Source organism: Erysipelothrix piscisicarius, assembly GCF_003931795.1.
In the GTDB taxonomy this organism is placed as follows: Bacteria; Bacillota_I; Bacilli_A; order Erysipelotrichales; family Erysipelotrichaceae; genus Erysipelothrix; species Erysipelothrix piscisicarius.
This window is the reverse complement of record NZ_CP034234.1, coordinates 1,233,476-1,256,781: the sequence shown is the minus strand read 5'-3', so window position 1 is coordinate 1,256,781 and position 23,306 is coordinate 1,233,476. Positions and strand designations below refer to the sequence as shown.

22 protein-coding genes and 1 pseudogene are annotated in these 23,306 nt (G+C 37.7%); 19 read left to right on the top strand and 4 right to left on the bottom strand.

From position 1 onward, the window contains the following. Positions 1–12: 12 nt before the first annotated feature. Complete coding sequence (locus EEI45_RS06275; protein ID WP_125164571.1) at positions 13–846, bottom strand: LicD family protein; 834 nt, start codon at positions 844–846, stop codon at positions 13–15. 119 nt (positions 847–965) lie between these two features. On the opposite strand from EEI45_RS06275, the gene pip reads away from it, so the two are divergent. The 8 genes and pseudogenes from pip (at position 966) to EEI45_RS06235 (ending at position 9,218) form a co-directional block, all read left to right on the top strand. Further along, the gene (gene pip / locus EEI45_RS06270; protein ID WP_125164570.1) at positions 966–1,877 is read left to right on the top strand and encodes a prolyl aminopeptidase; all 912 of its coding nucleotides are present in this window, start codon (positions 966–968) and stop codon (positions 1,875–1,877) included. Positions 1,878–1,892: 15 nt separating this feature from the next. Continuing rightward, entirely contained in the window at positions 1,893–2,753 is an 861-nt protein-coding gene (locus tag EEI45_RS06265; RefSeq protein ID WP_125164569.1) for a Cof-type HAD-IIB family hydrolase, read from the top strand. Between the two features lie 58 nt (positions 2,754–2,811). Beyond that, entirely contained in the window at positions 2,812–3,060 is a 249-nt protein-coding gene (locus EEI45_RS06260; protein ID WP_125164568.1) for a hypothetical protein, read from the top strand. Positions 3,061–3,097: 37 nt separating this feature from the next. Next, positions 3,098–3,580 carry a MepB family protein gene (locus tag EEI45_RS06255; protein ID WP_125164567.1) on the top strand — a complete coding sequence of 161 codons (483 nt, stop codon included), beginning with the start codon at positions 3,098–3,100 and terminating at the stop codon, positions 3,578–3,580. A gap of 178 nt (positions 3,581–3,758) precedes the next feature. Beyond that, positions 3,759–5,138, top strand: a complete 1,380-nt coding sequence (locus EEI45_RS06250) for a dicarboxylate/amino acid:cation symporter (RefSeq protein WP_125164566.1) — start codon at positions 3,759–3,761, stop codon at positions 5,136–5,138. 219 nt (positions 5,139–5,357) lie between these two features. After that, complete coding sequence (locus EEI45_RS06245; RefSeq protein WP_125164565.1) at positions 5,358–7,058, top strand: C69 family dipeptidase; 1,701 nt, start codon at positions 5,358–5,360, stop codon at positions 7,056–7,058. A 58-nt stretch (positions 7,059–7,116) separates the two neighbouring features. Continuing rightward, positions 7,117–7,794, top strand: coding sequence for a TIGR00266 family protein (locus tag EEI45_RS06240; RefSeq protein ID WP_125164564.1), 678 nt, complete (start codon positions 7,117–7,119; stop codon positions 7,792–7,794). An 85-nt stretch (positions 7,795–7,879) separates the two neighbouring features. Beyond that, positions 7,880–9,218: pseudogene (locus EEI45_RS06235) on the top strand (IS3 family transposase). 111 nt (positions 9,219–9,329) lie between these two features. On the opposite strand, the gene EEI45_RS06230 reads toward EEI45_RS06235, so the two are convergent. Next, a complete protein-coding gene (locus EEI45_RS06230; RefSeq protein WP_125164563.1) occupies positions 9,330–9,977 on the bottom strand; it encodes a peptidylprolyl isomerase in 648 nt (215 codons plus the stop codon). A 322-nt stretch (positions 9,978–10,299) separates the two neighbouring features. On the opposite strand from EEI45_RS06230, the gene EEI45_RS06225 reads away from it, so the two are divergent. The 5 genes from EEI45_RS06225 to EEI45_RS06215 all read left to right on the top strand — a co-directional run bounded on the left by EEI45_RS06225 (position 10,300) and on the right by EEI45_RS06215 (position 18,221). After that, entirely contained in the window at positions 10,300–15,996 is a 5,697-nt protein-coding gene (locus tag EEI45_RS06225; protein WP_228410269.1) for an Ig-like domain-containing protein, read from the top strand. 150 nt (positions 15,997–16,146) lie between these two features. Next, the gene (locus EEI45_RS09430; protein ID WP_228410268.1) at positions 16,147–16,575 is read left to right on the top strand and encodes a hypothetical protein; all 429 of its coding nucleotides are present in this window, start codon (positions 16,147–16,149) and stop codon (positions 16,573–16,575) included. A 223-nt stretch (positions 16,576–16,798) separates the two neighbouring features. Next, positions 16,799–17,026 carry a hypothetical protein gene (locus tag EEI45_RS09425; protein WP_228410267.1) on the top strand — a complete coding sequence of 76 codons (228 nt, stop codon included), beginning with the start codon at positions 16,799–16,801 and terminating at the stop codon, positions 17,024–17,026. After that, on the top strand, positions 17,026–17,253 hold the full coding sequence (locus tag EEI45_RS09420) for a GNAT family N-acetyltransferase (RefSeq protein ID WP_228410266.1): 228 nt from the start codon (positions 17,026–17,028) through the stop codon (positions 17,251–17,253). The genes EEI45_RS09425 and EEI45_RS09420 overlap by 1 nt, the downstream gene beginning before the upstream one ends. 230 nt (positions 17,254–17,483) lie before the next feature. Next, positions 17,484–18,221: a YwaF family protein gene (locus tag EEI45_RS06215; protein ID WP_125164562.1), complete on the top strand. Its 738-nt coding sequence runs from the start codon at positions 17,484–17,486 to the stop codon at positions 18,219–18,221. 89 nt (positions 18,222–18,310) lie between these two features. On the opposite strand, the gene EEI45_RS06210 is transcribed toward EEI45_RS06215, so the two are convergent. Beyond that, entirely contained in the window at positions 18,311–19,444 is a 1,134-nt protein-coding gene (locus EEI45_RS06210) for an MFS transporter (RefSeq protein WP_125164561.1), read from the bottom strand. A 205-nt stretch (positions 19,445–19,649) separates the two neighbouring features. Between EEI45_RS06210 and EEI45_RS09415 the strand changes: the two genes are divergently transcribed. From EEI45_RS09415 to EEI45_RS06200, 4 genes are all read left to right on the top strand, one after another. Continuing rightward, positions 19,650–19,922 (top strand): GTP-binding protein, encoded by a 273-nt coding sequence (locus EEI45_RS09415; RefSeq protein WP_228410265.1) that lies wholly within the window; start codon positions 19,650–19,652, stop codon positions 19,920–19,922. A 97-nt stretch (positions 19,923–20,019) separates the two neighbouring features. Further along, a complete protein-coding gene (locus tag EEI45_RS09410) occupies positions 20,020–20,385 on the top strand; it encodes a CobW family GTP-binding protein (protein WP_228410264.1) in 366 nt (121 codons plus the stop codon). Continuing rightward, positions 20,373–20,600: a GTP-binding protein gene (locus EEI45_RS09405; protein WP_228410263.1), complete on the top strand. Its 228-nt coding sequence runs from the start codon at positions 20,373–20,375 to the stop codon at positions 20,598–20,600. The genes EEI45_RS09410 and EEI45_RS09405 overlap by 13 nt, the downstream gene beginning before the upstream one ends. 4 nt (positions 20,601–20,604) lie before the next feature. Then, a complete protein-coding gene (locus EEI45_RS06200; protein WP_125164560.1) occupies positions 20,605–21,198 on the top strand; it encodes a hypothetical protein in 594 nt (197 codons plus the stop codon). 68 nt (positions 21,199–21,266) lie between these two features. On the opposite strand, the gene EEI45_RS06195 is transcribed toward EEI45_RS06200, so the two are convergent. Then, positions 21,267–21,530: a signal peptidase gene (locus tag EEI45_RS06195; RefSeq protein WP_125164559.1), complete on the bottom strand. Its 264-nt coding sequence runs from the start codon at positions 21,528–21,530 to the stop codon at positions 21,267–21,269. Between the two features lie 105 nt (positions 21,531–21,635). Here EEI45_RS06195 and EEI45_RS06190 point away from each other — a divergent pair, with 105 nt between their 5' ends. After that, positions 21,636–22,400, top strand: coding sequence for a lipoate--protein ligase family protein (locus EEI45_RS06190; protein WP_125164558.1), 765 nt, complete (start codon positions 21,636–21,638; stop codon positions 22,398–22,400). Positions 22,401–22,437: 37 nt separating this feature from the next. After that, complete coding sequence (locus tag EEI45_RS06185) at positions 22,438–23,271, top strand: hypothetical protein (RefSeq protein WP_125164557.1); 834 nt, start codon at positions 22,438–22,440, stop codon at positions 23,269–23,271. Positions 23,272–23,306 lie beyond the last annotated feature (35 nt).

Below are 23,306 nucleotides of genomic sequence, written 5' to 3'. Positions count from 1 at the left end.
CATACACTTTTTTTATGATTCTAAGGTTTCAATACGGTGTATCTTTCGGTCTTCTTCTTTGGGGAGTGTCATATAGTCGCCAAATGCACGTGTTAACACTGCATCGGAATAGGTTGGCACCTTAAACATCTCATCTTCGAAGAGAACCTCGACTGGGTTTTCAATATATTTACGATCAATTAACGTTGCATTAAATTGGTCGTAATTTTCAAAGTATAAATAACTTAAGTCTCCAATATATGTCGTATCGACGTCCTTGTATTTGGTCATGGCTTTATAGCGTTTTTTCATCAAAATTGGAATAAAAACATTAATCTTGTATAATTTTTCATTAAGGAATTGCATTGTTTTCTTTACGATAAGTTTAACGCCTTTATCATTCTCCGTTTCTTGAACTAATAAGAAAATGCGTAGAAGACGCGTATACTTATTGACCTGCTCAAATTGTTCACGACGTAGCGTCTCGTCGTCTGGAACGCGATCCATTGGGAAAATATCAACCCATGCACCTTCATATCCTTTTTGAGTTTTTGAAACAGTTTCTTTGATTTTTAAAACATCGGAGCGTACTTTGGAATACTCAATCGCAAGGTATTTATCCTTAATGCGTGATTGGTATCGGTAAGGTGAATTATGGTCAAGTTCTTTGGCCATGAGTGTATCAAACCGTTCGAAATCTTCGCGCTCCATTGCGATATCAACATCATCATCCCAGGGAATAAAACCTTGATGACGAATCGCACCCAGTAATGTCCCTGCATAAAGGAAATAATTAATCTTCTCTCGTTCACAAAATGCTTTAACCCAAACTAAAATATTATAATCTTCGCGTTGTAATTCGTTCATAGTTTGACCTCTTTTCAATTACATAACATACTTATAATAGCGATTACGATATATTATTTCAAGTTTTCTAGACACATTTAAATTCATGATATAATAATAAAAAGAAAAAGAGGTTAAAGATGGAAATAACAGAACAATTAAGAACGCATGATGGTCAAACATTAGCGGTTTATACGCGTGGAAATCGCGAGAATCCTGCGGTTGTTTTTTTACACGGTGGACCGGGTGGGTCGATCTCTGAGAAATCATTTAGTTTTTTTGATTTAACGAAATGGTTTGTGATTGCTTTTGATCAACGCGGTTGCGGTCAGTCAAAACCCTTTGCGACCTTGGTAGATAATACGCCCTTTACAGGTGTTGAAGATCTTGAAATGATTCGTCGACATTATGGTCTTGAGTCTTGGATTGTATTTGGTGGTAGTTATGGATCAACATTAGCACTGTTATATGCGATTAAACATCCAAATCGTGTTTCGCAATTGGTATTGCGAGGTATCTTTTTGGGAAGAAAATCGGATATTGATTGGCTCTATCAAGAAGGGGCATCGTATTTTTATCCAGAAGAACATGAAGCATTTAAAGCTGTCATTGCTCCTGATAAGCGTCATGATTTAATCAGTGCTTACTATCATGTTTTCACCAAAGGCGATGATGAGCAAAAACGACTGTGTGCAAAAGCGTGGTCAACATGGGAAAGCTCGTTAGTACATTTGGTACCTAAGGCACAGCATTTAGAAATCTCTGATGGTGACATCAGTCTTGCGACGCTTGAGTGTCATTTCTTTGCGAATAACATGTTTTGGGATGATGATCAATACATTCTCAATCATATTGAATGTATTCAATCGATTCCAACTGAAATTGTGCATGGACGGTATGATGTGGATTGTCGCCCCAGTGGTGCTTATGCGTTAGCACAAAAACTGGATCAGGTGCAATTTCATTTGGTGGAGACAAGTGGACACAGCCCTTATGAGGACGCGATGTTTAACAAATTAGTGGAAATAATGAAAAATCTTGAAAATAAATAGATAAAGGAGCTTTTTATGATTAAGTTAATAGCAAGTGATATTGATGGTACTTTATTGAATTCTGAACATGTCATTACGGACCGTACACGGGAGGTGATTCATGCAGCGCGCAATCAAGGATATGAGTTCATGCTTGCGACGGGGCGAAATTATGAAAGTGCTGCAGCGATTGCGGAAGCCTTGGGTCTTGATCCAAATGAAATTCCCATTGTGTCACTCAATGGGATGCGTGTAGAGCATCCTATTCGAAATTATAAGGCAATTGAACCTCCAATGAGTTATGAAGCATGTGAGCGCATGGAGGCACTGGGTACGAAGTATTTTATGGGCATTCTCTATTGCTTTGATGACATTATATATTTTCAAATGGATTCCAAATCGGAAGAAGATTTTGTTTTTGGTGAAGATGAAGATCGCTTGAGATTTTTTAGTGATGGCACAAGAGTTTCTAAAATAAATCATTTAGACGATATTCACGACCGTTTTGAAAAGGGAGATTCAATTCTGAAAATCGTCTATATTCAAAATGCAGACTATACGGAATTGGTAAAGGAACGTATTGCTTTTGAAATGGAGTCGGATTTTGATCTGTTAATGGTTGCGCCTGGGTGGGCGGAAATAATGCCTAAGCGCATTAATAAAGGCGATGCAATAATGGCATATGCCGCAAGTCGTGGGATACAACCTAATGAGATAATTTGTTTTGGTGACAGTGATAATGACCTAACCATGATAAAACAATCGGGGATTGGTGTTGCAATGGAAAATGCTCGACATACTTTAAAAATCGTTGCGGATACGATTACGAGAAGTAATAATGAGAATGGCGTGGCGGAATATATTGCGGAACATTTAATTGATGTGAACGTCTTATGATAATTAATGATAATCGTGAGAGGGCGTGTTATAATATTACTAACAAGGAGGTACTATTATGAATAAATTATTTAAAGTAGCATTCGGTGCAGCAGCCGTACTCGGTGTTGGTGTAATCGTTAAAAAAATAATCGAAAAAGACATTATTCAAGATAAAGTTAAAGAACGTGAAGCTCTGAATTACCTTAAAGAAAAATATGGTCAAGATGCTTTAGATGGTAAGAAAATCATGATTGTGAACGACGACCATACGGTAACACAAGCGGACATTGCGAAGGATGTTCTTGAATACGAAATAAACAAATAAGAAGTCTTAGGACTTCTTTTTAATGAGAGGAGTTTATATGTCAAAAGGCATTGAAGCACTGCTTAAAGCAGGTATTCCGGTAAATATCATGTCACGAGATCCCTATAATGAAGCCTATTCAGGGATGAATGTTATGATTAACCATCAATTTGAAATTGTTTTTCGAGAGGGGCGGAGCACGCCTCAAAAGAAGGGTCATTTTGTAACACTTTGGAAAAAAGATATTCAAGATTTACAAAACATTCCATACTGCCTATCAGATTTAAAAGATGGTCTGCTCATCTATGTATCAGATGAATCGAATCCGGTTTTTTTTGCGATTTGTGGCGATGATTTTGATAAGCTTAAAATTTTAAAATCGGCTCATACACCGGGAAAGATGGGGTTTAGGGTTTATCATCCAACCATTGTACTTGCCTCATCCCAAGCACAGAAAACACAAGCAATCATGAAACCTTATTTTATTTCCGTTTCGGACCCTTGTTTTAAAAATCATATTTTGTCGTATTATGGGTCTTGAATTCTTAGAGTAACTTTGATACACTACATACGAATCCTTTAAGTAAGCACGAGATGTTTATAAGGAGTAAAAATATATTTTTTTAGTATATATTTATATTCTTTTCGGACTTATTTGATTCAAAATAAGTTTTTTTTTTGGAAAACTTATTATTTGGAGCCAAATACAGGAGGGAAATATGAAGAAAAACAACTTCACACGTAGAATTATTTGGACATTGGTTTTAGGTTTAGGGGTCGGTCTTGGTTTTATCTTTTTAAGAGAAACCTTGATTGGAAATGGTAATGCTTCACTATGGAAGCAAATTAATGATTTATTGTTTGCGGATATCTTACAGCCGGCAAATACAACAGCAATTGGTATTTTCTATATTATTGGTCAGATCTTTATGCGCTTATTACAACTTGTATTAGTGCCACTCATTTTCACATCAATTGTGCGTTCAATTCAACAAATTCAAGAAACACGCGTTTTAAATAAACTCGCCAAAAAAGGGTTCGGTAATTTTATGCAACTCTTGGCCATCGCAATCGTCTTAGCAAGTGTTACTGGATTTACCGCTTATAAATTAGGGGTCTTCCAAATTGCGAATCTCGGTGCAATTGAGATTACTGAAGGGGTTGTGAATCAGACCAACCCATTATCGATGTTGCTTAATGCGTTTAATAATAACGCCTTAGGAACACTCAGCAGTAATTCAAATATTATCGCGGTTGTAGTGCTGGCGCTTATTGTAGGTGTTATGGCTCAACAACTCGGTGAGAAAATGGAAGTTTTACCGAAACTTATTGATGAAATTTATCTTCTTTCCATGAAATTATTGGATGTCGTTATTATGAAGTTTGGTCCGATTGCAATTTTCTGTTTGCTTGTTCGTACGCTCGAATCATATGGAACGGATTACTTACAACCAGCTCTCATTTACATGATCTTAACATCGTTAACACTTCTTGTTTTAGGGTTTGTGTTGTTTCCGTTCTTTATTACAATCAAGACGGGGTTATCACCCATTCCATTTATTAAGAAGATGTATAAAGTTGCTGTATTTGGCTTCTCTACCTCATCATCAGCAGCGACGCTGCCATTGAAACAAGAGACCGTAATGAATGAGCTTGGTGTTGATGAAGCGGTCGCCTCCTTTATTGTGCCTCTCGCTTCCACCATTAACATGACAGGAACTGCAGTCACGCAAATTATTGCGACGCTCTTTGTTGCATCGGTAGCAGGGTATCATGTTGGAATCGTTGAGTTAGTTTCAATTATTCTTCTAACCATCATTGGTTCCATCAGTACGCCAGCTGCACCGGGATCGGGAGCCATTCTACTCTTTACAATCCTTACAGGAATGGGATATACAAACCAATATGCTCTTGCTGCATACAGTTTTATTCTCGCAATTAACCGTCCTGTCGAAATGCTTGTCACGGCAATTAATGTTGTGGATGATGGGGTCAGTGCGGTCTGTGTTGCACACGACTTAGAAGAATTAAATCTTAAAACGTATCATGAATCCCCTCAATCCTTACAAAATGAGGAACCCGTACTTGTGAAGTCATAAGAACGAAAACGATATACATCATGTATATCGTTTTTTTATTTTAGATGTGTCATGCCCAGACCTTAATGGATGAAAAATATTACATGATTGCCCAGTTTCCAATCGTATCTTTTCAAAAATAAACATTATGATACTATGAATTTAGACATAGAAAGGGAGGTATAAAAGAACAAACTACGTTATGTTTTCGTGTGCATTTTTTTATAAATGGAGGAAACTATGAATAAAATAAAAAAAATTGCATTAACAGGTCTATTAAGTCTTGTGGGTATGAGCTTATCCATTACAAGTGCCTTTGCTTGTACCGGTATCATTGTTGGGAAAAATTTAACCGAGGATGGTTCTGTAATTATTGGTCGTACTGAAGACCTTGAATTAAATCATAATAAAACCTTTGTTGTTAAAAATGTGGGGGAACGGATGATTGATAATTCGGTTCCATTTGTAGACCCATCGAATGGATTTAGCTATCCACAAAGTGAACATAATTTTAAATACACTGCGATTCCTGATGTAACCCCGCAAGAAGGTATGTATGATGCTGCTGGAATTAATGAAAAAGGGGTTGTGATGACGGCTACGGTATCTGCAAAATATGATCCAGCTTATAAAACTGTGGATCCCTATTTATCGGATGGATTAACAGAGGCGGCCATCACAACGTTAATTTTACCACGCATTCAATCTGCTCGTGAAGGGATCGAACTTATTGCAAACGTAATTGATGAAAAGGGTGCTGGCGAAGGAAATATTGTTGTTTTAGCGGACAAGGATGAAGTGTGGTATATGGAAATTCTTTCCGGTCACCAATATGCGGCCATTAAATTCCCTGATGATAAGTTTGGGGTCTTTCCAAATGCTTTTTACCTTGGAACGCTTGATGGTTTTGATGAGGGAGCGGTAATCCAGTCCGAAAATCTTAAAGAGACTGCGATAGCAGCCGGTCGCTATGTTGAACAAAATGGATCATTCCATATCGCAAATTCATACAATCCAATAAAAATGAGTGAGGGGAACCGTTCTCGCGTTTGGTCTGGGATCAAAGCAATCAACCCAAACAGCACCATTAATTATAATGATGATACCTTTGAATTACTACAATCGATGGATGGTAAGGTTGGGTTGAAGGATGTGATGAAATTCCAACGGAACCGACTCGAAGGTACAGACTTTATTCCTTCCGATGAAATTAAATTGGATAACAAAGGGAATATTATCGGAGAATACGATAAAGGAAGACTTAAGTATCCAATTGGTAATATTAATACAATGGAAGCACATATCTTTCAAATTAAAGAATCGCTGCCAACAGATGCGGGTGCGGTAATGTGGCTTGCTGTGGGTTCACCCTTGGTTTCGCCTTATATTCCTTATATGGGAACCATAACTGATACGCATAAATCTTACCAAGTTACGAGTACATCATTTGATGAAAATTCATGGTATTGGAATGCGAATTCAATTGCGCATCAAGTGTTTGAAGATGATGCGAAACGTAAAGAAATTCAGAATCAATGGCAGGAACTTGAAGATGCTTTAATTGAAGATCAACTGAATATTGAGAAGCGTTTTATGATGCGTTCCGCTGATTTTGATTACCAAGCACACACGCTGCAAATTGCGGATGATGCGTTTAATAAATTGAAGGCATTGGATCAAAAACTTAAGGGAATCGAACCAAAGACAGAAGAACCCAAAACAGAGGAACCGAAGGTGGAGGAGCCGAAAACGGAAAAACCTAGTGGTTCTGAAACAACAAAAGAAGATACTCCAAGTCCATCGGATCAAGGTGCAACACCTACTTCAAAAACCTTGCCAAACACTGGGGTTTCCGCATCAAAAACACTGCTATACGGTGCAATGGGCGTAGCGTTAGTGGGAATGGTTTTCGTTTATAAGTCTTATCGTAAAGAACACTAAAGAGGCATAATGCCTCTTTTTGTTGTTTATGATATAATTCAAGAAAAGGAGAACGTTTATGGAATTTAAAATTGAAGGGACTTATCCAGTCCTACGCTGTTTTCTTAATGAGGGGGAGTCCTTAGTTACAAGTGCTGGAAATATGTCTTGGATGACCTCCAATATGACTTATAAGGTACATTCGGGAGGCGGCTTTAAGAAAGCGTTTGGCCGTGCTTTTTCGGGAGAAGGATTTTTCCAAAATACGTATACTGCTGAGGCTTCCAATCAAGAAATTGCGTTCGCAATGTCGATGCCAGGTGTAATTAAACATATCGTTATGGACGGTTCTAAAACCTTTATCGCTCAAAAAAATGCCTTTCTCGCTTCGGAACCAGGCGTTGAATTTTCCAACGAATTCACCAAAAAATTATCGGCTGGATTCTTTGGTGGTGAGGGTTTTATTCTTCAAAAATTTTCAGGCATTGGGAACCTCTTTCTTGAAGCGGATGGGTCACTCATTACGTATGATCTTCAAGCAGGTGAGTCCTTATTAGTCGATCAAGGGAATTTATTTATGTTTGAAACCGGTGTATCTTATGCAATTGAAACCGTAAAAGGTTTAAGTAATAAATTTTTCGGTGGTGAAGGGTTCTTCTTGGTTAAGTTGACTGGACCCGGTCAAGTAGTGCTTCAGACACTTCCAATTTCGAATTTAGCGGGAGAAGTCAATCGAGTCCTCCCAACCTCAAACTAGACTAAAGAATCAACGGATTATAAGGAGTTCCATTTCATGAACCGCACCCCGAATCTTGGACAAAGATGAGGAGGTGCGGTTTTTTATGGCTAAGCTAACACGAAAACAAAAAATTGAAATATATGAAAAACGAAAGTTAGGACAATCAGTATGTTCATTAGTAAATGAGTATGGTATTAATAAATCAAGTATTAAATATTTGGTAAGACTTATCGATCAACATGGACCCAATGTTCTAAGACGAAACAAAAATCACTTTTATTCTCATGAATTTAAGTCAGAAGTAATAAATCGGATATTAATGGATGGAGAAAGTACAATAGCTGTCGCCATCGAACTTGGATTAAGTTCTGATGGATTGATTTACAATTGGATTAAAAATTATAAAGAAAACGGCTATAATGTCATAGAACGGAAACGAGGTAAACCATCTATGACAAAACCAACTAAACTGTTAACAGTTAATGATGAACTAAAGGCATTGAAGAAAAACAAGTATTTGGAAGCGGAGAATGAATATTTAAAAATTGAATGCCGTAGTGAAACAAAGGGTGGAGCGCGAAAGAAGAAAACCAGAGTAGTCTCCTTACTACGACAAAATATCCCTTAGAGATTCTTTTAAAAATATCCGACTCGCTCGATCTACTTACTACTTCTACGTTTCAAAATTGATTTTGATACCAAAACGACGAACTCATGCAAGAGATTATAGAAATCTATTATGATCACAAGGACGATATGGTTATCGTAGAATTACTTTAGAACTAAATAATCGAGGAATTCGTGTAAATCACAAGAAAGTCTTGAGACTTATGAATAAAATGGGATTACATTCAATCATAAGAAAGAAACGTAAGTATTCTTCATATAAGGGACAGTGGGAACCATTGTTGAGAATCGAGTTCAAAGAGATTTTGAAGCTGATAAACCCAATCAAAATGGTTTACGGATATCACTGAGTTTAATGTGCAAGGAAGAAAATCTATCTTTCACCAATACTTGATGCATATGGTAGATACATTGTATCTTACAACATATCTACAAGTCCTAATTTGGATCAAACTAGAGACATGCTTCACAAGGCATTTTCTTGTAACGATACGCAAGGAACAATTATTCATTCGGATAGAGGATGGCAATACCAACATCAATTTTATGTGAAAGAATTAGAAGCACATTCGATGATTAGAAGTATGTCAAGAAAGGGAAATAGTATTGATAACGGACTCATGGAGGGCTTTTTTGGGCTACTAAAATCAGAAATGTATTATGACCAAGAACATAAGTATAAAAAGGTAGAAGAATTAGTTGATGCAATTGATGAATATATCGACTCTTATAATAACAAGAGAATTAAGAGCAAACTAAAAGGACTGACCCCTGTTCAATACAGGAATCAATCCTTAAATTTAAAAGATAATTAGCTTGTCCAAAATTTGGGGTTCAGTTCATTCATGGAAACTCCTTTTTTTATAACATAAAAAACCGTACATCTTCCGTACGGTTATCGCATCCTCTGTCTCTACATAATACACCTAACTTTGAGTCGGAGTGGTATAGGTTTTCCCTTTGGTATCCACTGTTACATGCTTCATAACTTGTTCGCTTCCATCGACAGGACGATTTTCCTGATTTGTTTTTACATTCACGATGCGATCAACGGTCTCCATGCCTTCAATAACGTTTCCAAAAGCGGCATAACTTCCGTCAAGATGAGGGGAATCGCTGGTTACGATAAAAAATTGTGAACCTGCTGTATCATTGCCTTTGCTGCGTGCCATCGATATAACACCACGTTGGTGTTTGATAGGATTATCAAAATTGTTTTGAGCGAATTCGCCTTTTATCGTATAGCCAGGACCACCAGTTCCAGTTCCTTTTGGATCACCACCTTGAATCATAAATCCCGGAATGACGCGATGAAATAATAAGCCGTCGTAAAACGAATTTTGAGCCAAACTAATAAAATTGTTTACGGTGTTTGGAGCGATATCTGGATAAAGTTCTACTTTAATAATACCGCCATCTTCCATTTCGATTGTGACGACAGGATTGGTGTCTTTTGAGAAGTCTTGAACCTCTGATGACGCATCCGGTTTCGGTTGGTTAGGGGTCTGTGAACACCCAGTCAGTGAAATTAAAACAAAAAAACTCATAACAAGTAAGGTTGTGATTTTTTTCATAGTGCCTCCATTTTTCTATTATTATATCATATTTCTATTTTTACGCTTTACCAAAGAATTTTTAAGGTTAATTGACGAACAACGATAATCAAGTAACGTTTAGGGTTAAAAGCACTCATACAAGGGTATTCGGGAATTAAGTAAAGTTTACCAATATTTTACTTGTGAAATGTTACCGTTTACACTTTACAAGTATGCTTGCAAACGCAATAATGGACACGTAAGCGCTAACAATATGAAATACATGAGAAATATCTTTGGTAAAGATATCGATTAAAGATATTTAAATGTTTACTGGTTTTCACTAAATAGGAGGAAGAGTATGAATTCGTCATTTAGAAAAGCAGTTAAAATTATGGGGGTGGTGGTAGCTGTGACCTGCTCAAGTGTTTTCATAGAAAAAACCCCAATCCATGCTGCTGTCGTGGAACCTGTTGTAATCAAAACAGATTCACGAAATGTTGATTTTAATGATGATTGGAAATTTAAGCTGAATGTTTCAGGCGCATCAAGTCCAAGCGAAGTTGATTATGCTGAAACAGATTGGCAATCGTTATCATTACCTCATGACTGGTCGATCTTTTTTGATTTTGACCATAACTCACCGGCACAAAATGAGGGTGGTTTGTTAAATGGTGGTACGGGTTGGTATCGCAAAACATTTATTTTTGATAAAAAGATGGACAAACATGTTCGTTTAAATTTTGGTGGCGTCTATATGGATTCCACGGTATTTGTGAATGGTAAAGAAGTTGGAAACTATTCGAACGGCTACACGCCTTTTTCTTATGATATAACGAATTATATCAATCAAGAAGGCCCGAATACGATTGCGGTCAAAGTTGTGAATAAACAGCCAAGTAGTCGATGGTATTCAGGAAGTGGAATCTATCGTGATGTTTCCTTAACGTATACTGACGATGTTTCCGTAAAAGAGTATGGAACAACCGTCTTAACACCAAACTTAGAAAAAGAAGTTGGTCATGAGGTTACGACTGATGTTAAGACGACCATCGTAAATAAATCAAAAAAAGCTGAAAAAGTTAAAGTTAAAACTGAAGTTGTAACGGTTGATGGAACTTCAATGGGATCATCCGAAACGAAAGAAGTTGAAATTCAAGCTGGGAAAGAACACACCTTGGATTCAACCATAAAGGTTACAAATCCAACGTTATGGGATATCGACACACCGGTAACGTACCGCGTTAAAACACAAGTTTTAAAAAATAACCGTGTCGTCGATGAGACAATCGAACGATTTGGTTATCGTTTTATGAATTGGACTCCTGATGGCGGTTTTTCATTAAATGGTAACGATGTTAAGTTCTATGGAGTTTCAATGCACCATGATCAAGGTGCACTGGGTTCAGTTGCGAATTATGATGCAATGCGACGTCAAATGGAAATTCTAAAAGATATGGGCGTTAACGCTGTTCGAATTACGCACAACCCTGCAGATGATAAGCTCCTTGCGATTGCTGAAGATTTGGGACTTATGATTATCGATGAAGCCTTTGACACATGGTATGGTGGTAAAAAGCCTTATGATTATGGTCGTTTCTTCGATGCAAAAGCAACCCATCCCGAAGCACTTGAAGGCCAAACATGGGCAGAATATGACCTTAAACGTATGGTTGCACGTGGTAAAAACTCACCTGCAGTCATTATGTGGTCTTTAGGTAATGAAATTGGAGAGTCCAACGGAGGTAGTGAAAAAGCAGTTCAAACGATCCGTAATTTACACCGATGGACGAAAGAAGTTGATGAAACGCGCTATACAACCATGGGACAAGATGTTTACCGTTGGGCTGCAACAGGTGCACATGAGCGTATCAGTGCTGAAGTTGATGCAGTTGGAATCAACTATGCTGAAGATTCTTATAAAACGATTCGTGCAAAACATCCAGATTGGTTGATTTATGGATCTGAAACCTCCTCAGCAACACGAAGTCGTGGTGTTTATGCATTCCCGGATGAATTACGTTCGCATGACAACAGTGCAGCGCGTAAGTATCAACAATCGGATTATGGTAATGATCATGTTGGTTGGGGTAAAACAGCAACCAATTCATGGATTCCAGATCGTGATGAAAAAGGGTATGCGGGTCAGTTTATTTGGACCGGATTTGATTATATTGGTGAGCCAACACCATGGCACAACCAAAATCAAACGCCACCAAAATCATCTTACTTTGGTATCATTGATACCGCTGGATTCCCTAAAAATGATTTCTACCTCTATCAAAGTCAATGGAAAGATGTAAAGACTGATCCAATGGTGCACATCTTACCACACTGGAACTGGGAGAAAGAATCGCTTTTAGACTACAATATGAGAACACGCGATGGGAAAATTCCCGTACGTATCTTCTCCAATGCGGCGAAGGTTGAGTTGTTCTTAGATGACGTCTCACTGGGCGAAAAAGCATTTGTTCAAAAAACAACAGCGTATGGTCGTCCTTATCAGGAAGGTGCCAATGCTAAAGAATTATACTTAGAATGGCGTTTGGATTTTAAACCTGGGACTTTAAAAGCCGTTGCGAAAGACGCAGAGGGCAACGTTATCGCTGAAGATGTGATTCAGACTTCAAAAGGATCTGCAGCTGTAGCATTAGCTCCTGAAAAACGTGTGATTCAAAATGGTCGTGATCATTTATCCTACATTCATGTGAATGTTGTAGATGAAAACGGTGTGATGAATCCGAATGCTCAAAATAATATCATCTTTACCCTAGAGGGAAATGGTGAGATTGTTGGGGTCGATAATGGGGATCCTGCAAGTAATGAACGTTATAAAGCACAACATGATGGTACATGGCAACGAAAAGCGTTCAATGGTAAAGCACTTGTCATTGTCAAATCGGATGGCCAACCAGGTTCCTTTAAGTTGACTGCGAAAGCTGAAAACTTATCTGAAGCAAAGACTGAAGTCTTTGCGATTGAGAAACAACCTGAGACCCCTGAAATTTTAGGATTTGATGATGTTTCTGTATTTACCGAAACACATGTCCAACCTGAACTCCCAACGACTGTAAATGCTATTTACTCTGACGGAACGGAAAAGAAAGTGGATGTAAGTTGGGAAACCATCGATGCATCGAACCTTGAACAACCCGGATCCTTTAAAGTGAATGGAACCGTCGAAGGGGTAACACGCCCTGTAACGGCAACCGTATGGGTGCGCATGATTACTGATCTTATTGATCCAATCCTTGCGACGCCAAAGGGCACCGTACCAACCTTACCTTCAACCGTTACCGCTTATTATTCAAATGGTGCGGAAGTAAACTTACCGGTAACATGGGACTCTATTTCTGAAGCTATGGTTGCGAAAGCAGGCATTATCAAGGTTTCCGGTCAAGCACATTCGGGTTGTCAGGATTATCCGGGCACTGCCCATATTACAGTGTTAGAACCGAAAGCGGTAAGAGAAAATATTGCCGTGCGTCGTCCACAAGATACGTATCCAATCGCTACAAGCTCCTACATGAGTGGTGGTGATCGAATCGAACGGATTAATGATGGTACCATTGCTTTTGAAAACCGATGGACCAACTGGGTTAATAATTATGGTGACAAAAAAGAAGAATGGGTCATGTTAGAGTTTGAAAAGATTGAAACAATCCATCAAGTTGGAATTCATTTCTTTACAGACAATACAACGAAAGTACCTGCTTCCTTAATCATTGAAACAAGTGTTGATGGTGTATCCTTTACACCTGTTCTAAATCAAAGTAAAAATGATAATTTTGTGGTGACAGCAGGGGATGTGACCAAGGAAATTCCAATCACCTTTGATACAGTTGATGCGAAGTTTATTCGCCTCAATATGACTTCACAAATGAATGGCGATAAGCCAAGACCTATGGGTCTTTCTGAATTAAAAGTAATCGGTGATACCCTTAAGATTGAAGCCAATTCTAAAGCTGAATTGGAAATGATTCATCTTGATGACAAACCGCTAGAAAACTTTAAATCCGATCAAAATGTTTATGTTGTAAGCGTACCATTTGGAAAAGCATTACCAATTCTTAAGGGTACAGCAAAACCAGGTTCTTTTGTAAATGTCGTCCAACCTACCCGCGATAATAATTATCAAGGGAAAGTTCGTGTTACATCTGAAGATGGGTTAAACTCGAAAGATTATGATTTGACTTATGTTGTTTCCGATCCAGTTTATGATCATTCAACCCTTACACTCGATCGTTTACAAGGTAAAACTCAGGAAACCATTGCCTTTAAATTGGAAAGTTTCCTTGAAGATGGAGCAGTGATTGCACCTTCATTACTTGATATCACATATGAAGTGGTCCAAGGTGAGAAATCAGGAGTTCGTATGGAATCGGGCTTAATCTACTTACATCAAGAGGGAACGTATACTGTTAAAGCGCATATTGCTTACGGTGGTAAATCATATGAAAGCAACGATGTTACCTTTACGGTAACGAAAAATGATGTTCAAGAACCGATTAAAGCATTTAAACCAATCGTGATAAGAACAGATCGCAGTAAGAAGATTGAACTGCCTCAAACCGTTACAGCCCAATATGAAACACTCTTTGATAAAGACGTTTCAGTAACTTGGGATGCATTTGATGAACAACGTCTTGAAGAATACGGAACCTTGGAAATTAAGGGTCATGTTGAGGGTACAAAACTTCAACCTGTCGCTAAGGTTATTGTCGAGGGTTATGTCGGTGTTGAAAGCTTTAGTCTTGTGACACCTCAAGATAAATCCTTTAAACTACCACTTAAAGCAAAGGCATACCACAATACGGGTCGTGTTGATGAATTTAATGTCACTTGGGAAACCTTTGATAAAGAAAACTTAAAAACCCCAGGGACCTATATACTCAAAGGTATGGTCGAAACAGCAAATGCCGAAACAACGCTATCGATCCGCGTTACCGCCGATTACGAAAAAGGCGATAACATCGCTAAGATGTGGACCGGTTCGGAATTGCCAGCTGCAATCGCATCCTTTACAAACGATGGCCCAGGTTCTAACGATCGTGTCAGTGCAATGAACGATGCGGTTATCTCGTATACTAACAGTCCTGCAAACCGTTGGACCAACTGGCAAGCACAAAGTCGCGAAAAAGACTGGGTGGGAATTGTCTTTGCGGATGCAGGGACTATGGCACCACGCTTCGTTGATAACTTTAGTATTGGTTTCTTCGAAGATAATGGAACAGGATTCCCTGGTTCGTATGTAGTTGAAGTCTTGAAAGAAGGAATTAAACCAGAATTGCCAACAAAATTTGGTCATATAAGCAGTGAGGATTCAGTCCTGAATGATCCAAATAATTGGGTTGAAGTACAAAACCTTAAGGCAAAACCGTTTGCGTATGAAACCATGAATACGTTAACATTTGATGGCGTGGAAACATATGCGGTACGCATTAACATGACCAAACAAGCAAACAAAAAAGGAATTGCGATTACAGAAGTGGAAGTTTATGATCGCATCGCTAAAGCACATCAAGACTTTAACGTGACATTACTTGTTGATGGAAAAGAAGTTGATGCTTTCGCGCAAAATAACAATTTTGTTTATGAACAAAAAACAAATAATCTACCTGAACTCGAACTTAAGACATCGCAGAATGCGAGCATTAGTGCTATTGAAACCGATAATGGGATGAAATATGTTGTAAGAGCAGAGGATGGTATTAATACAGAAACATACACAGTTACTTATGACTCAACGATACGCGATGCACGCAATGCTTTAGTAGCGATGATTACAAAGGCTAAAAACATTGATATCGAAGGGTATGAAAGTACTGGTGTACAAGCGATGCAAGCATCAATTCTTAAAGCGCAAGATGCTGTGGATGATCTGAATTCAGATGTGAAAACACTGGAGAGTCTCGCACAGTTATTGCAAGAGCATATCGATAACTTAGAAGAAGTTGGCAATCAAATTGAGAAGGCACGTGCATCGCTTAAAGCGATGATTGAAATTGCTGAGAGCATTGATCGATCACTTTATACTGAGGAAAGTCTTGCAGCTTGAGATAAACAACTATCATTTGCAAATGTAAGTTTTAATGATGCATCCGCAACAACTTCAATCCTTGAGGTTGTTACGAATAATCTTCGTGAAGCGATTTTTGGTTTAGAATATCGTGATCAAACCATTAAGGGACCTTTAGATTCAATTACCTTGAATCCAAATGTAACGTTAGATGGTTCAAAACCAATCACAGAAGCGGCATTTATTGAAGCCCTTAATATTCAAAACCCAGACGGCATTGCGTTTGATATTGAAACGAATTTTATGGAACTTGTCGACCAAAATACGGAAGGAACTTATGCGGTAACGGTACGTCTTACACGCTTACAGCGTTCATTCTTCCGCATGAAATCCAATCCATATGTAAAAGAATTTAAAGTTGATGTAACGATTCAAAAGGAAGAAGACAAACCTATTGTCATCGATCCAAATGAGAAAACAGAAACACCAACCACATCAACCACACCACCAACCACATTACCAACAACCGGTGTTGGATCACGAAATGTGACGACACTGATTACACTCGGTGGGTTGATGTATGTTGTAAGTCTTAAAAAGAAACGTAAACAACAATAATGGTTTAAAAAGAACTCATGATTATGAGTTCTTTTTTTGATAGGGTCTGTTAATGATAATAAACATCGATTATGAAATGTATTCTATGTTATACTTTTTTAGAGAAAGGAGGGATTAATGATGAAAAAATATGATGAGATCCCTCTAAATTTATTTTTTTAAAATACCTTTGGATATTTTTAGAGCAGACACGATTATAAAGGTTCAAAAGGAAGGTAATTAAATGAAAAAAGTATGTATTGATGACTTAACCGATGCACTCTTTAAAGATGCATTTATGGCGTATTTTCATGAATTTGGTTATGAAATAAGCAATCATCATGAATTTTTTGAAGCAATGAATCGTGAAGAAAACAATGAAGTTTTAGCGTATGAAGAAGCGGGTCAGATCATTGCGTTTATCATGTGTCGATATGATCATCTTACCCATTGGTTTTTACGGAGCATGTGATGTTTGTTCGTGAACTTTGGGTCAAGCCATCCCATCGAACACATGGGTTGGCTTCAAAATTACTGATGGAAGTCGAAAGCGAAGCGCAGATAAATCGAGTATTTAAACTCATCCTAACCACCGATTTCGCCCAGCATCTTTACTTAAAAAATGGATATATCCTTGACCGAAGTTATCGCGCGAAAAACAATCATCCTGTCTATATTAAATCCTTAACGATAGATTAATTCGTGAATCGATTTGATCGATCCAAACACCAAATTCTTTTTGGTGTTTTTTATTCACAATGTTTTATTAGAAAAGCTAGAACCTAAAGCCCTTCTGTTTTAGATTTGGAGGAATGCATTCTTTGTAATTATTAACGTCATTTCATTTTGATTCAGCCAAAATCAGTGTGATTTTATTGTGAAATAGGGTATAATGAATGTTACTTTAAAAATAGAAAAATGGAGTTTTTATGAGTCAATTAAGTGAAAAGTTATACTTTAGTCAAAACCCTTTTACACTCTATACGCCGATTCATTTCTTAATGTTAATATTGGCGGGGATTTGTATCGGAATAGTGATTAAAAAACGTGATGAAATTGCAATGGGGAAATATGCTTGGTTACGATGGGTTTTCCTTGGCGTCTATTTGATTCAACAGGGGTTACTTTATAGTTGGTATGCGATGAATCATCAACTGACCTTACATGACGCGTTACCGCTTTATCCATGTCGTATTTTGCAGATTATGACAATTATTCTACTTGTATCGAAACAGGAATGTATCTATGAAGTTTTGGGATTGCTTGGAATTCCTGCAGCCGTAACTGCCTTGATTTTAGCAGATACCAGTGGGTTTAGCTTCCCGAATGCGATGTTTATACAATTTTTTGTAGGACATTCATTAATGATTTTAGTGCCACTCTATATGAAGTATCTTTATCATTTCTCCATGCAGGAAAGTGCAACATTAGGTGTCATCAAGATGGTGGGTGGTTATTTTATCATCGTAAGTTTTATTAACCATCTAATCCAAACAAATTATGGGTATGTTTCAACACCACCGGTAGCATTAAGTTTTCTAAATGGCGTTCCAAGCATCATTTATACATGTGGCTACTTCATGATCTATGTTGGTGTGGTATTAGCAGGAAGTAAGATCGCAACACATCAGGATGCTGATGAGATCGTATTTACGATAGAGTCGTAGCATACATTACGCGTTTAAACCAATTCTTCATGAATTGGTTTTTTTAAACAAAAAAAACCACTTTATTTCGAAAGTGGTTTGAATTATTTCTATAATTTACGATCAGAGATAAATGCGAAGAATACCATTGCAATTGCATTGATTGCAAGAACATTAATCGCGAAAACCATACTTGTACGGTCTGCAATTGATCCAATAATTTGAGGGGTAATGATTCCACCTAATGCAGCACATGTAAGCAATAAGGCTAAACGTTTTTGGTTCCCAATAACATATTTTGATGTATTCGCAATACTTGTTGGATAGATTCCTGCAAGACATAATCCAAGTCCTAAAATCGAAATTGTAATAATGACTGGATTCATTGTTGATACAAGACCAAAGAATGCGATTGCGGCTCCAACGGTATAAACCAACACCAGTTTGGATCCTTTAACTTTTTGAGAAATAAATGCAGTCATTAAACGTCCAATCATTATCATAATCCATGTCAAGGAAACTAAGGTTGCAGCAAATGCGTCGGACAAAATGTTCATACTCTTTAAGTAGGTCATAAACCAACCGTTAATCGTATTCTCCAAACCTAGATAGAAGAACATAACAAATGCAACTGCAAAGAAAGCGAAGTCTAATTTTTGCGTTTCCACAACATTTGTGGATTTTTGTTGTCCATTTAAATCGAGATCCATGGTGAGATAATTAATCCATGAAATGGTTGTAATTGCAGTTAAAAATAGAATGAGTTGATTAAAGTCAAATCCAATTTTTTTCAAACCAATAATTACAAAGGATGCAAGACCGGCACCAATCGCAAAAATTGTATGAAGCATATTCATGTCTCGTGACTTATTATCACTAAGATCATTAACGATGGCATTACTCAAAATACTTACGGCACCACGTCCAATTCTCATTAAGATAAATCCAAGCCATAATATTTTACGAATGGATTCTGTAAATACTACAATCGATAAGAAACTTAAGGGTACAAGTGCAGCGAGAATACCAATCGCAATTTTGTTTCCGAAGCGTTCAGATACAAAGGGACTGATAAAGTTAGAAAGTAGGTTACCTACCGCAAACATTGAGAGTAAGGTTCCTGCATCGCTATAAGAGAGATTCAGGTTTGTAATAAGGTCTGGCATAATTGCGCCAATACCTAGGATAAAGATCCCACTTAAGAAGAAACTAAAGTAGGTTCTTAAGATTGTTTTGTTTTTCATATTGTTATTCTTTCCTCCACAAATCATCACATATCGGTGACGACAACACTAACCATTCTAATTAAGTAAACCGGTTTTGTCAAACAAACCTCTCTACTTTGATTGAATTGGCATCAATGGATCTTTTTATTTTGAATTAAGACACTTTTTACTTGCGTGAATTCTGTCGCTCACGCATAATAGAATTATTAATAAGGAGGGCGCTATGATCCCAATTACAATTATTTCTGGGTTTTTAGGATCTGGAAAAACAACATTCATCAATCAAATTCTACGTGAGTCTCAAGACGATACAATTGGTTTAATTATCAATGAAATTGGATCTGTAAACCTGGATAAAGCATTTATTAAATATGATCAAGATCGTATTTTTGAAATTAACAGTGCGTGTTTATGTTGTGTCGATGATCGTGAATTTGAACGTGCGATTCTAGACTTAAAGCAACAGTTTGAGGCCCAAAAGATGCCCTTGCATTAAAACAAGCTGACTTGCGGAAGTAAATCCCTTAATTTAAACGATTTTAAAGTCACAACCAATCCAAAACCATTTCTTTTTAAACGAAATTATTACCCTTGTGGATGCACTCAATGGGGATCAAGCATTGGAACACTACCGTGAATCGTTGGAGCAAATCGCTTTTGCTGATCGGATTTACATCACGAAAGCCTCATCAACACCGTATTCCCTTTTAGGTAAGTTAAAAGCTATTAATCCATTAGCTCCAGTTTCTCTTTTAAAACAGGATCAAACTTATCTTCATCTTTTAAATGAAGACCGTTTTGATGCATCACATACCAAGTATGCCTCGTTAAATCAAACGGTTTTAAATCAATCGCATGAAACCAAACATCATCGTCATTCACACGTGGATACCTTGACACTTTACGCTGAAATCCACTCTCTTTTTCTGATTTTAAAGAGTGGCTTGTGGAACTGGTAGAATCAATGGGACATGATCTTCTTCGTTATAAAGGGCTTTTGTCGGTAGAGGGAATCGATGCATCCATTGTCGTTCAGGGGGTTGCGAGCACCTTTATGATTGATTATGGTGATGAAAACCAAGAAACGCAAAGTCATTTCGTAGTTATCGGTCGAAATATAAATGTTGAGCAAATAACGTTATCGTTTAAAGCGCTGGAGCGTCGGAAGGAGTAAGACAATGTTTATTGTTAAAATAATGCAGTATGAGCGTCATCATACATTAGGGATCTTTGATACAGAAGCAAATGCGCTTAACTTTATCAAACAAATTCCTCATATTGAAATTGAACAGTACCAAATTGAAGGGGTCGAAGAACCGTTTACGGATTACTCGATCAATCGAGAAAACTTGCCTGATTATGAGGAAATTCACTACCGTGGTAAGCGTGTCCCAATCACAAAACACATGTTTGTTCCTAATGAACGAATTTCGGTCTTTGTGATTCCAGTAGTATACATGGATAGTTCAGAGACAGGGATGGTTGATGATGCAACCCAAGTGGATGCATATCTTGTCACCAATGAAGAAGTAGAGTCTAATATTGATAAACGTGAATTTCTTGCACGCAAAATAATTGAAGAAGCAGATGCTCGTGGTTTTAGAAATATCGAACGTGCGTATGCGGGATCTGAAGATGGAGAAGCAATTATCGCCATGGATTCAATGGGAAACAGTCGTTTTTTAACGCATCTCGATGCAAGTCTTGTTGACCAATTTGAATTTAATGATGATGAGACCTTAAAACGGATTTTGAAACATACATTTGAATAAGTTATGACCGCTTTTAAAGGGTATCAAAAAAAAACGCTCGCAGGTTTTGTTGAGCGTTTTTTAAGATTTTATTGAAATAATCGTTGCGCTTCTCGAATGCCACGTCGCGTGAGCTCAAAACCACCAACAACCCATAGTTTCGTATAACCCGCTTCTTGGAGTAACGTGATGCTCTCTTTAACCTGTTCTTCATCCAGGTCGAGGTTTGAAGCAATTTCTTGTATGAATGAACTGTTGAAATTAGAAACCGTTCGCGAACAATCTTTTCGATCACAACGGGTTTGGTACAAAAGATAAAGCTGTTGCAACACATCGTATTGTTGTTTTTCCATAAAATGCCTCCTTTGTCTCGATTATATCATGTGTTTGTGAAAGGTCATGGTTGTTGACTTGGAGGATTGATGAATCTAAGATTGAGTTAGAAAGTAGGGGATTGTATGAAGGGAATTGTTATTGATGAAATTATGCAAACGGAGGATGCTTTTATATCGACTTCAATAGATGCATATTCGTTAAAAAATGTTGCAGAAGATGAGTTGATTCTACATCTTTTTCAACATAAAGGCATCAATATGGGTGTTGATGATGTAAGAATGGATGATTTTGATAAAGGGCTTGCGTTTTACCAAAAACAAGGCCAACCGGTTATGATTCGTAACTCGGGGGGTCGTTCAATCGTGGCGGATGAAGGGGTTTTGAATATGTCACTTACATTTCATTCTTCTGCGTCGATGAACGATAACTACCTTATGTATGGTGATTTTATTCGTGAAGCACTTCGACCCATTTCAAATAAAATTGAGATATATAAAGTAGCGGGTGCATATTGTCCTGGTGATACGGATATGAGTATACACGGAAAAAAGTTCTGTGGTACTGCGCAACGTCGTTCAGGGTCAAAAACATCAATGGTATGTTACATTAGTGTCTGCGGTGACCAAATAAAACGAGGTGAACTGGTGCGAGATTTTTATGCTCACTGCCGGGGCGATGTCGTCGATGTTAATCCCCATTCCATGGAATCATTGGACATGCTTACAGGGTATGAATTGACCCCACGATACATCGGTGATCTTCTGATTCATGAACTATCTAAGCGTTGTGATTTTATTGAGTTTCGAAAACGGGATGATTTAGATCAAAATCAATTTCAAGAGGCAATGCAACGTACACAAGATCATAACCAAAGGCTGTTACCGTAATGATTCGAATCATGTATAATGGACTTTGAGGTGGATTATGAAAAAAATTGTTAATGGACTTTTGAGTTTGCTTGTAATTGTTGCTATGTTCGTATTGGTTGGCACATTGATGGTACAATCCCAATTGGGACAGATCTCTTCATTTATTGAACCAACATTTATGGATGTTGAAACACAGGTAGCGCACTACTTTGAGCCGATTCGCGCCATGATTCCAGAACCAAAGCAAAATGAGTTTGATGCATTGCAAAAAGAGGTTGTTCAAGATCCAAAATTTCAAGAAATTTCTGAAACACTGGTAACGAATGCTTTAAGTGATGTCGTGACGGGTGACATCAGTATGAATGAGCTTGCATTAAAGGGAGAGGTTCAATCCTATATTGAATCCTATGCCCCTGAAATTGAGTCATTGAGCGAGGGCAATGTTTCGGTTGAAGAAGTCAGTGCAGTCGTGGAGGATTCTTTAAATCATCCAGATGTGCAGCGTACGTATGAAACCATCATTACTCGTGTTCAACAAGAACTTTCTCCCAATCAACAACGCGTGTTAACTTGGGTTCATTGGTTTATGAACGAACGCAGTAAGATTATCATGGGGAGCCTTGTCAGTATAGCACTCATTCTTTTAACGCTTATGCTTATGAATACGGGCTGGCATTGGACGAAACTTTTTGGGAAGATTGCATTCATTACAGCCGCTTTAATGCTTGCACTCTATCTTATTTCGCCTGTAATCCTGGATGCTCTCCAACAGCGCTTCGGTACGGCAATTTCATTGAAACAGAATCCCTTTAGGACATGTCTATGGATGGCTTTGGGGAATTTTGGAATGAGTCTGTTATTTAAAATTATGAGTCGATTGGAAGCATAAAAAAAACAAACATCGCTAAATACTTCAGTGATGTT